At 39.6% G+C, this 13,237-nt stretch carries 11 protein-coding genes; 2 read left to right on the top strand and 9 right to left on the bottom strand.

The genetic code is table 11. The features are described 5' to 3' along the window. Positions 1-3 precede the first annotated feature (3 nt). The 3 genes from ettA to KCTC52924_RS18630 form a co-directional block, all read right to left on the bottom strand. Positions 4-1,695, bottom strand: coding sequence for an energy-dependent translational throttle protein EttA (ettA, locus tag KCTC52924_RS18620; RefSeq protein ID WP_251807872.1), 1,692 nt, complete (start codon positions 1,693-1,695; stop codon positions 4-6). A 327-nt stretch (positions 1,696-2,022) separates the two neighbouring features. After that, the gene (locus tag KCTC52924_RS18625) at positions 2,023-2,205 is read right to left on the bottom strand and encodes a CAL67264 family membrane protein (protein ID WP_072763534.1); all 183 of its coding nucleotides are present in this window, start codon (positions 2,203-2,205) and stop codon (positions 2,023-2,025) included. A gap of 73 nt (positions 2,206-2,278) precedes the next feature. Beyond that, entirely contained in the window at positions 2,279-3,262 is a 984-nt protein-coding gene (locus KCTC52924_RS18630; RefSeq protein ID WP_251807873.1) for a Gfo/Idh/MocA family protein, read from the bottom strand. Between the two features lie 145 nt (positions 3,263-3,407). Here KCTC52924_RS18630 and KCTC52924_RS18635 point away from each other — a divergent pair, with 145 nt between their 5' ends. Beyond that, positions 3,408-5,036 (top strand): acyl-CoA carboxylase subunit beta, encoded by a 1,629-nt coding sequence (locus KCTC52924_RS18635; protein ID WP_251807874.1) that lies wholly within the window; start codon positions 3,408-3,410, stop codon positions 5,034-5,036. Positions 5,037-5,193: 157 nt separating this feature from the next. Here the strand turns inward: KCTC52924_RS18635 and KCTC52924_RS18640 are convergent, their stop codons facing one another. From KCTC52924_RS18640 to KCTC52924_RS18650, 3 genes are read right to left on the bottom strand one after another with little or no spacing between them, the layout of a single operon-like run. Further along, entirely contained in the window at positions 5,194-6,291 is a 1,098-nt protein-coding gene (locus tag KCTC52924_RS18640) for an AMP-binding protein (RefSeq protein ID WP_251807875.1), read from the bottom strand. Beyond that, positions 6,275-7,234: a CPBP family intramembrane glutamic endopeptidase gene (locus tag KCTC52924_RS18645; RefSeq protein ID WP_251807876.1), complete on the bottom strand. Its 960-nt coding sequence runs from the start codon at positions 7,232-7,234 to the stop codon at positions 6,275-6,277. Before KCTC52924_RS18645 ends, KCTC52924_RS18640 begins: the two co-directional genes overlap by 17 nt. After that, positions 7,225-8,277 (bottom strand): o-succinylbenzoate synthase, encoded by a 1,053-nt coding sequence (locus KCTC52924_RS18650; RefSeq protein WP_251807877.1) that lies wholly within the window; start codon positions 8,275-8,277, stop codon positions 7,225-7,227. Before KCTC52924_RS18650 ends, KCTC52924_RS18645 begins: the two co-directional genes overlap by 10 nt. A 48-nt stretch (positions 8,278-8,325) precedes the next feature. Here KCTC52924_RS18650 and KCTC52924_RS18655 point away from each other — a divergent pair, with 48 nt between their 5' ends. Next, entirely contained in the window at positions 8,326-9,120 is a 795-nt protein-coding gene (locus KCTC52924_RS18655; RefSeq protein WP_251807878.1) for an SDR family oxidoreductase, read from the top strand. On the opposite strand, the gene KCTC52924_RS18660 is transcribed toward KCTC52924_RS18655, so the two are convergent. From KCTC52924_RS18660 to KCTC52924_RS18670, 3 genes are all read right to left on the bottom strand, one after another. Then, a complete protein-coding gene (locus KCTC52924_RS18660; RefSeq protein ID WP_251807879.1) occupies positions 9,121-9,801 on the bottom strand; it encodes a metal-dependent hydrolase in 681 nt (226 codons plus the stop codon). It abuts the gene before it with no gap. A 23-nt stretch (positions 9,802-9,824) separates the two neighbouring features. After that, entirely contained in the window at positions 9,825-11,795 is a 1,971-nt protein-coding gene (locus tag KCTC52924_RS18665) for a sensor histidine kinase (RefSeq protein WP_251807880.1), read from the bottom strand. Positions 11,796-12,460: 665 nt separating this feature from the next. Continuing rightward, positions 12,461-13,228, bottom strand: coding sequence for a LexA family transcriptional regulator (locus KCTC52924_RS18670; protein ID WP_251807881.1), 768 nt, complete (start codon positions 13,226-13,228; stop codon positions 12,461-12,463). Positions 13,229-13,237: the final 9 nt, after the last annotated feature.

The following is a 13,237-nucleotide window of genomic DNA, read 5'->3' on the forward strand; positions in this document are numbered from 1 at the left end:
ATCCTAACGGATCAATTTCTTGTATTTTAAACGTTTCGGAATAAGATCTCCTCCTAAGCGCTTCTTTTTATTTTCCTCATATTCAGAGAAAGATCCCTCAAAGAAATAGACTTGAGAATCCCCTTCAAAGGAAAGAATGTGAGTACAGACCCTATCTAGAAACCACCTGTCGTGGGAAATGACTACCGCACAACCGGCAAAGTTCTCCAAACCTTCCTCCAATGCTCGTAAGGTATTCACGTCCAAATCGTTGGTTGGCTCATCTAAGAGCAACACATTCCCCTCTTCCTTAAGTGTCATGGCCAGATGTAAACGGTTACGCTCCCCACCCGATAGCATGCTCACTTTTTTATTCTGTTCACTCCCGGAGAAATTAAATCGACTTAAATAAGCTCTAGAATTCACCTGTCTACCGCCCATAAGAACAAGCTCTTGTTCATCGCTGAAATTTTGCCATATCGATTTTTCGGGATCAATATTGGAATGGCTTTGGTCCACATAGGCAATTTTTGCCGTATCACCGACTTTAAACTCTCCTTTATCCGGAGTTTCCTCTCCCATAATCATGCGGAAAATAGTGGTTTTACCAGCCCCGTTAGGACCTATAATTCCCACAATACCAGCTTGTGGCAATTTGAAATTTAGGTCTTCATACAGTAATTTATCCCCATATGCCTTACTTACCCCTTGCGCCTCAATAACATTGGTACCCAATCGTGGACCGTTCGGGATATAGATCTCTAATTTTTCGTCCAATTGTTTTTGGTCCTGGCTCATTAACTTGTCATAGTTCTGTAAACGAGCCTTTTGTTTGGTCTGCCGTCCCTTAGCGCCCTGCCTTACCCAATCTAACTCCCGCTCCAATATTTTTTGATGCTTGGAAGCAGTTTTGCTTTCTTGAGCCATACGTTTCGACTTTTGGTCGAGCCAACTAGAATAGTTCCCTTTCCAAGGAATTCCTTCGCCCCTGTCCAATTCCAATATCCATCCGGCCACATTATCCAAGAAGTACCTATCGTGAGTTACCGCAATCACCGTCCCCTTGTATTCCGCCAAATGATGCTCTAACCAATGTACAGATTCAGCATCCAAGTGGTTGGTTGGTTCATCCAATAATAATATTTCAGGTTCCTGTAACAACAATCTACAAAGGGCAACACGTCTGCGTTCCCCCCCAGAGAGGATACCGATCTTTTTATCGGGATCCGGTGTACGAAGGGCATCCATTGCAATTTCTAGTTTGGTATCCAGCTCCCATGCATTACTAGCATCGATCTTATCCTGAAGCTCGGCTTGGCGATCCATAAGTTTCTGCATCTTATCGGCATCCTCATACACTTCAGGAAGTCCGAACATATCGTTGATCTTATTGTACTCGTCCAAGATGGCTACGGTTTCCGCAACTCCTTCCTTTACCACTTCCAAAACGGTTTTGTTCTCGTCTAACTGTGGTTCCTGCTCCAAATATCCTACTCTATACCCTGGGGAAAAAACTACGTCTCCCTGGAAATTCTTGTCCACTCCCGCAATTATCTTCAGTAAGGTAGATTTCCCAGAACCGTTAAGTCCTAAAATTCCAATTTTAGCTCCATAGAAGAAGCTTAAATAGATGTTCTTTAATACCGGGGTATTCGCAGTTTTATATGTTTTGGTTACCCCAGACATGGAGAATATCACTTTCTTATCGTCTGACATATCTTATTTTAAATGTTTTATGTTAATTTATTTCTGTTTGGACATATGTCCTTTTGTGTTCCAATTTCTTAAGGAGATCAAATCGCCTTTATTATTCTTCTCACTCTAAAAGCGCGCTGCAAATTCTAATTGCCCTTTAATAATAAGTTGTTTGTCCGATGCCCTAATGCTTTTAAAAAACAAAGTGTATTACAAAATCCCCTCCAAAAGTGTGATTACCTACAACCTTGCCGCATACATACAGATTTCCTCATCCTTTTCTAGGCCACTAGCACATCAAACTTTACAACACAATTGTGAACCTCTGATGAGGACACAACAAAAAGGCTACACTCTTCCCTTTAGCGCATTAAATACCCAGGCAATAGCAAAAAAACCTATACCTACCGAGGCAAAACCCCATCCGGCAACATCATCATATCTAAATGCGCCCAATGCTATAAGTGCAAGACCTACGACTATCATTATAAAGGTTGCCCAAGCAAGCACCGTATTCTTATTCATTCCCATCTTTAAATTTGGTTTGATTTGTAGAAGGTCAAATATCGTAATTTTTATAAGATTATATCTGTCTAAGTGCACTTTATTCCTTCTGTGGAAAGTGAATTCCATTTTGGGACCTCACCGTATCCATTAATCCAATTAGATCCAGAGTGTTTTGATGGCTCCACAGAGCACTCTCCAACTTCCCTTCAGCAAGACAGGCGTGTACCTCATTAATTTCATGAAAATATCCCTTACCCTGGGTAGGTAACGTAAATTCTTCCCTTTCATTTTCTCTTTGCACGGAATATCCTTGGGCCTGGTGCCATCTCTCGGGAATAACAATAGTTCCTTTTTTACCAGATATTTGTGCTTTCATTTCAGAGCCACTTGTAAATCCTGAATATAAAACGGCATGAGCCTCGGGATATTTAAAAATCATGGAAGTCTGTATTTCTGCCCCATTATCGTGAAAATTGGAGGTAGACAGGACCTCATCGGGTTTTCCTAAAAGGAGATAGGTTAGGAAAATGGGATATATACCAATATCCAAAAGTGATCCCCCAGCCAATTTCGGGTTCAATACCCGGCCCTGAAAGTCCCTATCCAAGGCATAAAAGGCAAAATCGGCGTGCAAATAAGCGATGTCCCCAATTTCCCCACTTTCCACCAGTGACTTTACTTTCCTTATTGCGGGATTAAACCTGCTCCAAAGGGCCTCCATTAAAAACACATTGTTTTTCTTGGCCGATGCAATCATCTTTTCTACCTCCTCTGTACTAATACCCATAGGTTTTTCACAGAGAACATGTTTTCCGTGATCCATTGCCATAATGGATAATTCTGCATGAAAGGTGTGTGGGGTAGCGATATAGACCACATCAACCTCCTTGCACTCCAAAAGCTCGCTATAACTTCCAAATGCCAATGGCACGTGGTATTCCCCAGCAAATGTCTTAGATTTCTCCAAATTCCTGGAGGCTACCGCCGTAATTTCCGCATTGTTCACCAATGCTAGATCTTTTATAAAAGAATGTGCAATATTGCCCAGTCCTATAATTCCCCACCTTATTTTTTGCTCCATACTATTTCTAGATCTTTTTTATTATGCATACTTCATCCTTGTTGTGCAATTTGGGAAGTAAATTGATTCCAAAATCCCTATTGACCATAACTTAACATTAAATATAACTCCTTATCTTTAGGGCGCAAAGTAAACCCACTATTACATGGATATTAACTTCAATAAGAACGAAGACCACAATAAACTATTACGCTCGGAATTAAATCATAAACTGACCAAAGTAAAACTTGGAGGTGGCAAACAGCGCCTAGAAAAACAACATGCCCTAGGGAAATTAAGTGCCCGTGAACGCATCGATTTTCTATTGGACAAGGGAAAGGATAGTATAGAAATCGGAGCTTTTGTGGGAGACGGAATGTATGAGGCCCATGGAGGATGTCCCTCTGGTGGAGTTATCGTGAAAATTGGATACGTCAAAGGAAAACAATGTATTGTAGTGGCCAATGATGCCACGGTAAAAGCGGGGGCCTGGTTTCCCATCACCGCTAAAAAGAATCTTCGAGCACAGGAAATCGCCATGGAAAATCGTCTGCCTATAATTTATTTGGTAGATAGCGCTGGTGTTTACCTTCCCATGCAGGACGAAATTTTTCCGGACAAGGAACACTTTGGGAGGATTTTTAGAAACAATGCTATAATGAGCAGCATGGGGATTACCCAAATTGCCGCCGTTATGGGCAGTTGCGTGGCTGGAGGAGCCTACCTACCCATTATGAGCGACGAGGCGTTGATTGTTGATAAAACCGGTAGTATTTTTTTAGCTGGAAGCTATTTGGTAAAGGCCGCCGTAGGGGAAGTTATAGATAACGAAACCCTAGGTGGAGCGACCACCCATTGCGAGATAAGTGGGGTGACCGATTATAAAGCGAAAGACGACAAGGATGCCTTAGAGACCATAAAAAACATTGTGGACAAAATAGGTGATTTTGACAAGGCCGGATACAACAGGAGCGTTGCCCACAAACCAAAGGAAAAAGAAGAGGATATCTTTGGTATCCTTCCAAAATCAAGGGCCGAACAATATGATATGCTCGAAATCATTAAACGATTGGTCGATAATTCAGAATTTGAACAATATAAGGAAGGTTATGGTAAATCGTTATTAACCGGTTATGCACGAATAGATGGATGGGCAGTAGGTATTGTTGCCAACCAACGTAAGGTAGTAAAGACCAAAAATGGGGAAATGCAATTTGGCGGGGTCATCTATTCCGATTCTGCAGATAAGGCAACCCGCTTTATCGCCAATTGCAACCAAAAGAAAATTCCATTGGTATTCTTACAGGATGTCACTGGGTTTATGGTGGGCAGCAAGAGCGAGCATGGTGGAATTATAAAAGATGGGGCAAAAATGGTAAATGCGGTCAGCAATTCCGTAGTGCCTAAATTCACCATTGTTATAGGAAACAGCTATGGCGCAGGGAATTACGCTATGTGTGGAAAAGCTTATGATCCAAGGTTGATTGTGGCTTGGCCAAGTGCAGAATTGGCAGTGATGAGCGGTAACTCCGCTGCAAAAGTATTACTGCAGATTGAGACTGCTTCCTTAAAGAAAAAAGGAGAAAAAATTACACCAGCCAAAGAGGAGGAGCTATTCCAAAAAATAAAACAACGCTACGACGACCAAATTTCACCCTATTACGCAGCATCCAGATTATGGACCGATGCCGTTATTGATCCCTTGGATACCCGAAAATGGATTTCTATGGGCATAGAGGCCGCAAACCACGCGCCTATAGAAAAACCCTTTAACTTAGGAGTGATTCAGGTATAGTGATTTAATGGAACAATGAATCAATGGAACAATATGTTAATTTGGAAATGAGCCAATTTGATGATTTGGAAATATAATAATGTAGCAATTTGTTTATTTAGTTAGGTGTCTATGTGCAAAATGCTCACTGCCTACTGCCTACTGGTTATTGGATACTTCAATTTAACTCTAAAGCTCGTAAAGTTTCTCCCCTATTTACCTTTCCACTTCCAGTCTCCATAAACTTGGGGATGGTGTAGATTTCCTTCGGAATTTCGTATTTATCAAGGGAGGTAAGAGTTTGGATATCCTTTTGCAATTGTGAAGAATCGTCCAATCCTTCCACCACAAGAATCAATTTATGTCCCAAGGTGGCATCTACAATTCCAGCAACAAAAAATCTAGAGGTCAACAATGCCAATAACTTGGATTCTATTTGTTCGGGAATTAATTTTATCCCGCCAGAATTAACAACATTATCAAATCGCCCCAACCACTCAAATTCCGTATCCGAATGAAGGCGCACTACATCGTTTGTCACTACTTCAACATCCGAAATATGGGAAGCATTTATTACCAAACATCCCCGTTCGTCTGTGGAGAAGTATACCTTGGGAAGCGCTATAAAAGCTACTCCACCATCAGTCTCATTGTCGCTACTCTGCTTGTGAATCACCTTTTTTACGGCAATATGGGTAATGGTCTCGGTCATACCATAAGTTTCAAATACGTTTACAGGAAGCAAGGCTACATTCCTTTTTAAGGCTGCAGACATAGGAGCACCACCAACGATTACAGTACCTATTTGACCTATACAGGAAAGAGAATTTTCTATTTGAAGGGGTACCATTGCGCCAAAATCGTAATAGTCCTTAACCGATTGTAACGGATGGGAATTTGGCGCAACACACTGGAGCTCCCATCCTAGAACTATGGCCCTTACCAACATCATTTTACCCGCTATAAAGGTAGTAGGCAAACAATGTAATGCCTTGGTCCCTTCCCGCATATTAAAAAAAGTACCGGTGGCCAATGCGGAATTGACCATGTGTTTTTTTTGTAGGGTTATTATTTTAGGAATACCTGTAGAACCAGAGGTATTCACCTTCACTACATCAGACCCATCCAACCAATCCAGTAAAAAATCCCCTATCGCTATCTCATATCCCTCACCCTCTTTCACCAAACAATAAGCCTGCTCTTGCAGATCCTTAAAACCGTAATAGTTTCCGTTGAATTTAAATTTAGGGTGAATAGTATTATAGTTCAGATCCATTTGCTTCTACTAATTGTAAACTCTCCTTAGATTTCACATCCCCTGCAAGACGGTCTTTCCAATTTGTCCAGCCATATTTTTTGGAAAACACATATATCAGTATTGGGTAAATTACTAAGACGGGCACAAACACATCCCATCCCAATACTGGCTCGGATATATCCCTATAGAGAGATTCTGTCTGAAAGGCAGTCCAATCAGCGGTAACCAACAAAGCCGTCAGCAAATTATTGGCCGCATGAAAGCCAATTGCTAGCTCTAAACCTTCATCCATTAACGTAATAATTCCCAAGAAAAAACCTGTACCTATATAATAAACCATTATACCATACCCTAATTTTTCCACTTCAGGATTAAAAAGGTGCAACAGCCCAAATATTAAGGAGGTTATGACCAAGGGCACCCATCTCTTACCTACCATAATACCAATACCTTGCATTAAATATCCACGCATAAAATATTCCTCAAAACTGGTTTGTAAGGGGATAAGGAAAATAGATATAGCACAAAGGATTAAAAAGGGTTCCAGTCTAAAATTGAGTTCATAATCCTCTGGGGAAAGGTAAATGTCAATTCCCAGTATAATCAGGGTAATCCCTGCCCATACTCCAAACGCGTAGAACACCCTTTTCCAATCTATATTTTTTCTGCTAGTGGTTAGAGCAACTATGGATTGGTTATGAATAAATTTTACGGTAACAAAGGTGGCCAATAATCCAAAAACAAAGGATAATAACATTAGAAACAAAAACATGTTGCTCCCCAGTAGTTTAGACATTCCTCCAATATCCATAGGCATCGTTTCCGCTCCCAAGGATTTGAGGACCAAAGCTGCCATAAGGGGAATCATTCCAATAATCTGCCAACCAATAAAAATCAATAAAACCCCAACCACATACCGCCAAGATTCATGTTTACCTTTATACCCTTGTTCTATATACATAAACTTTCCATTAAATTTTCTTCCCAATTTTTATTTTTCGAATATCCTATATGTCCATTTTCAACCGTTAATGGGCTCTGAAAATTATTGGTATATAGACTACCGGTCCCCAATCCTTGGGGCAATTTATTCTGTAAGGTATACGTCCATTGTGCAATGGCATTTAGTCCAATATTACTCTCTAGGGCGCTGGTAACCCACCATTTAATATGGAGTCGCTCTGCTATGGCTATCCACTCTTCGCTCCCTTTAAATCCTCCAACTAAACTCGGTTTTAAAATAATATATTGTGGATTTATGGTTAGTAGCAATTCTTCCTTATCTGTTACTTTAGTAATCCCAATAAGTTCTTCATCTAGCGCGATAGGAATCGGAGAATTTCCACACAATTCTTTCATTGCAGCAGTTTGTCCCGCTTTTATGGGCTGTTCTATAGAGTGAATGTCATAAGGTGCCAAAAGGCGTAACTTCTCCATGGCCTCGGCAGGGGAAAAGGCTCCATTGGCATCTACTCTTAGTTCTATCTGATTTTGGTCGTAAGTTTTACGTATGGAAGCTAGGATGGACAACTCTTTATTAAAATCGATTGCCCCGATCTTCATTTTAATACAACGGAACCCTTCTACAAGTTTTTGAGCTATCTGTTGGTGCATAAATGCTTCATCTCCCATCCACACCAAGCCGTTGATAGGAATGACGCGCTCTCCCTTGGTAAATTCTGAGGGAAATAATTCAAACATGTCTTTGGATTCTAGGGAGAGGAATGCCTGTTCCAATCCAAACTGTATGCTGGGATAATCTGCAAGAGCATCCCAAAGCACCTCTTTCCCCAGATGGATATTATTACAGGTCCATTTTAATTTCTCCTCATATCCGGGAACATCATCTATACTCAATCCCCTCAATATGCCACATTCCCCAATTCCAGAACGGGCCTCCCTGTGCAAACTAATAAACCAAGTTTCCTTTTGGGTCATAACACCCCTAGAAGTGCCACTTGGTCTTTTAAAATCCAGAATATATTTTTTATAGGTAGCTTTCATAATCAATAAGGCCAAATTTAACTATCTTTTTCTTCTTAAATTGATAAAATGACAACAAACAGGGATAAGGTTATATGGATTACCGGAGCTTCTTCCGGATTAGGTAAAGCGCTGACATTGGAACTGAACAGCAATGGTAGCAAATTAATTATTTCTTCCAGAAACATGGAGCAGCTCCTAACCGTAAAAAGAAATTGCCCCAATCCTGAAAATATTGCGGTACTTCCATTGGACTTGGAAAATTATAGTACCATGTCTGCATTGGTAAGTAAAGCAATGGATATTTACGGCCCAATAGACATTTTGATCAACAATGCTGGGATAAGTCAACGATCACTGATTCTAGACACCGATTTAGGTGTTTATCAAAAGCTTATGGAAGTGAACTATATGGGTACAATTGCGTTAACCAAAGCCTTGCTTCCCCATTATGTAGGTCGAAAGCAAGGCCAATTCGTTACCGTAACCAGTCTAATGGGTAAATTTAGTTCCCCGTACCGATCTGGTTATTGTGGAGCCAAACATGCGCTGCACGGTTTTTTTGATACCCTTAGAATGGAGCATGCCACTGACAATATAAAAGTGACCATGATCTGTCCGGGATTTGCAAACACCAATATAGCAAGAAATGCACTGACCGCTAAGGGAGCATCCCAAAAAGAGAATGACAAGGCCACCCAGAACGGAATGTCCCCGGAAAAATTTGCAAAAAAAATGCTACGGGCCATGCAAAGCGATAAATTTGAAGCCTATATAGGAAAATGGGAAATAATGGGCGTTTATATGAAACGATTTTTCCCAAAACTCTTGCACCGAATGGTTTTAAAGAGCCAGGTTCGTTAATTATATTTCCAGCTTCTCCCCTATTTGCAATAAAACAAGCTCTTTCCCTGCATCGGAAAAGGTTTGTACCGCCTTTTTATGATCGATTTCAATGTAGCCAAAGGTGTCGAAGTGATACCCCAATACCTTATCACACTCCACAAAGTCAGAAGCCATAACGGCGTCGTTGATCCCCATTGTAAAATTACCCCCAATCGGTAAAATAGCCAGGTCCAATTTGGCGTACAATGGAATCAGTTTCATATCCATGGTCAATGCCGTATCGCCAGCGATATAGATTTGTTTACCTCCTGAGGTCAAAACAAAACCTCCTGGTTGTCCCCCATAGGATCCATCGGGAAAAGACGAAGTATGGATAGCGTTTACATATTTCAAATCTCCAAAATCGAAACTCCAGTTACCACCATGATTCATAGGATGTACGGTAATTCCCTTATTTTCGAAATAAGTTGCTATTTCAAAGTTACTGATAACTATTGCTTTGCTCCTAAGGGCTATTTCCTCTACATCCAAAATGTGATCTTGATGGGCATGGGTAACCAAAATATAATCGGGTGTAAGGTCATGGATATTAATTTTCCCTTTTGCCTTTTCATTTCCAGAAATAAATGGATCTACCAAAAGTGTTTTATCTCCTACCGAAATTAGTAGGGAAGCGTGCCCTAAAAATGTGATTTGCATATCAAAATTGTTTAGTTCCAAAGTTATTTAAAATTGAACCAAAACCGAACTCCCTCTGTAGTTTTATCGATATTTAAAGTAGATTGTAGCTGATTTACCAATCGGTTTATCAAACGTATTCCCATAGAGGAATTTTCCCTTATATCTGTGTCTTCAGGTAATCCTATTCCATTATCAGAGTATTCAAAGTACCCTTTCTCGTTATTTTTATTTAGGTGGATATATATTTTTCCATTTCCGTCGTCCTTTACTTCATCCGGAAATGCATATTTAAAGGAGTTGGAGACCAATTCGTTTAAGATAAGCCCAAAAGGAATTGCCCTATCGATATCCAACTCAACCCCTTCGGCGTCTATCGTGATATTAATACTATGACCTCCTTTTTTATATACCGATTGTACACTATTGATAAGACTTTCGATATATCCCTGCATTTCTATAACGGAAAGGTCATCGTTTTGATACAATTTCTGATGGATCAGCGCCATGGCCTTTACCCTACTCTTTCCTTCCTCCAATGCCTGTATCGCTGCCTTACTCCTTGTGTTTTTGGTCTGGAGGCTAAGCAAACTGGAAACCATTTGAAGATTGTTTTTCACCCTATGGTGGATCTCCTTTAAAAGCGAATCCTTTTCTACCAAGGAAGCTTCGATTATCTTTTTTTGATCCTCTATAAGCCTTTGATTTTTAATACTTTTCAGATAAGCATATACCAGTCCCGCAAAACCCAATAGTGTAAATATCAAGGAAATAAACACAATGTGTATCCGTTCATCCTTAGCCTGAAGGTCACTTTTGGACTTTTCTAAATCCAGCTTTTGTTCCTCCATCATCTTTTTGGAGTACTCAATTTCCTGACCTGCAACTGCGGCCAACTGTTGCTTTTTCATTGAGGACTCATTTTTATTCAACGAATCCATAATTTTCACATTCCTTTTTAAATAATCAACGGAGTTTTTATAATCCCCAGTTCTATCGAAGTAGGCAGCCAACAAACCATTTCTCCTAACAATATTATCCACACTATTGAGAGCCGCCACCTTAAGAAGCAACTCCCTAGCCTTGCCATATTCTTCCTTCTGTAAATGACAGTCCGATAATTCTAACGTATTTACTACATATTCTTTGAAAAATTCACCCATATTGTACTCCTCTATAGTAGCAATGGAATTTTCCAAAAAAGGAATGGCCAAGTCAAATTCCTTAAGTCGGGCATAACATTTCCCTATATTCCCTTCAATAACACCTTTGAGTAAATTTCCTTTAATGATTTCCTGTTCGGTTTTCTGCCTACTAATATCATTTAGATAGACATTGATAAACCCCTCGGCCTTTTTGTAATAGGTAAGCGCTGTGGGCGTGGACATATCCAACAACAGATAGGTGCCTACATTATTTTGATATTCCGCTTGTCCAAAATAATCATCCTCTCCCAAAGTTTTCAACATATCCTTAATATAGTCGTCCATAGCCTTTCTATGAAGTCCCAGACTAGCGTATATGTCGTAAAAAACAACCTTGTCGGAGATTCCTAATTTCTTTTTCTCGTTTCTTATTTCAAATTGGCGGTCATATAGTCCCAACTTCGCATAATTATCGTCGATTAGATCCAAAAGAATTCTCTTCTCCTCCAAATCTAGTCCTTCTAGGTTATCATACAAGTTATTGGCTATGGCTACACTTTTGCTAAAATCCCCAATATCATAAAACAATTGGGCCTGCATTATCTCATATTTCGTTACACTTAATGAATCGTACTCTTTTTTGGAGTTATTGTGATATAGGTTAACCATGGCTTGCCAATCATAGGCTGAATTATCTATATAACGATTGCGCGTGCTAAAGAAATAATGAAATCTTTCATCAGTCTTTTGCATGCTTTTAAACTCCTGAAATAGTTTGGGCACCGCTTCTTTTTCCTGAGCCATGACACTCCACAAACTGAGGGAACACAGGGCAAATACTACCAACTTCTTACTTAAGAACTCTATCATTGTACTGGTTGTGTGTCAGATTGGATTAACCGGGTCAATACTATATGTTTGTTATAGGCATCGATAAAAACCTTAATTTAAGTTAATTACCAAGAGTAAAATTATTTGCATTGTTGAGTTATTGCCTACAACAGTAGCAAGATCTTTTTTTTATACCTTCAATTTCTTTAAGTTGGCTATCCATTGGGTAATCTATATGAAGATCCTCCTAACATCATCAAACATTGCTTCGTTATTTCATCCCATTAACCTTTAGTAGAAATCAAATTTATTTAGACTATGAAATTAAAATTGGCCACGAATTAACGGGAAACTATTTTACCTGTCTTCCCCGTCAAGAAATACAACCACGATTTCTTCAAAATTTAAATAAAAAACAATAAAAGGCAATACAAATTAATTGCAGTGCCTTTGTATGTATCTGTAATGATAAGATTTGGGATCTTTTACTAAAACGAATATAAACTGAATTGACAATAAAACACAGATATTGTTGTATAACCTTGAAATTTCGTGGTGTACACCACTATTTGTTTACATATTAGTGACTATTAGATCACCAAATATAACTTACAGCTATCAGATAAAGTAACGAATAGTGAATAGTAGAAGATTTATCAGTTTCATATTGAAGTGGAAAATGCCATCCTTGGACTACTAGTAAACTAATTATTTACCCGTCTAATCTGACTTTTCAATTCCTCCATGGATTCCTGTAATTGGCGTAACAAGCCATTCTCAGAAGTAGCGTCCACGCCAAATGTTAATTTACTACCTACTTGCCACAACTCCTGCACTTGATCAGTTTTAACGCGATAGGGCGGATAATTCTCATTTATGGAAATGAGGCTGATCTCCCTAGGATCTGGAGATTTTTCTATTTTCTTCACCAATACAGCATCGTACAAGACTACCACATAAATTTTATTTGGATTAACGTCCTGTAAACTTTCTACTGCCTTTGCCAAGACCCACTCCCCTGTTCGTAAGTTAGGCATCATACTGTCCCCATCTACCTGAAAGCCGCGATAGGTAGCATTTCTAAACTCGGGAAGTGGAATATCAAAGGCGGGAAGTTGCCTATACCAACTAGTATCCTGTATATTTTGGGGATATCCTGCTGCCGCCTTTGCGTTTACCAATACCATATTTTCATTATCAGAAGAATCAACAGTAACTACTTTAGGTAAAACACTGTCATTAACGGGAGACAAATGCCTATGGGTACTGTCCCCGAACAACCAAAGCGGATTTATATTAAATTGTTTAAGCAGTTGAGCAACTACGGTCCCTGATAATTTTGTTCTACCACGCTCTATATCTGCAGTGGTATTGGAAACCCCTAAAAGGTTAGCAAATTCAGCTTGGGTAAAACCAAGTTCTCTACGTATCTCAGTAAAACGCTTGATTGCAATATCTAAATCATCGTTCATATCCCAAAA

The sequence above is a fragment of the Arenibacter antarcticus genome (assembly GCF_041320605.1).
Classification (GTDB): domain Bacteria; phylum Bacteroidota; class Bacteroidia; order Flavobacteriales; family Flavobacteriaceae; genus Arenibacter; species Arenibacter antarcticus.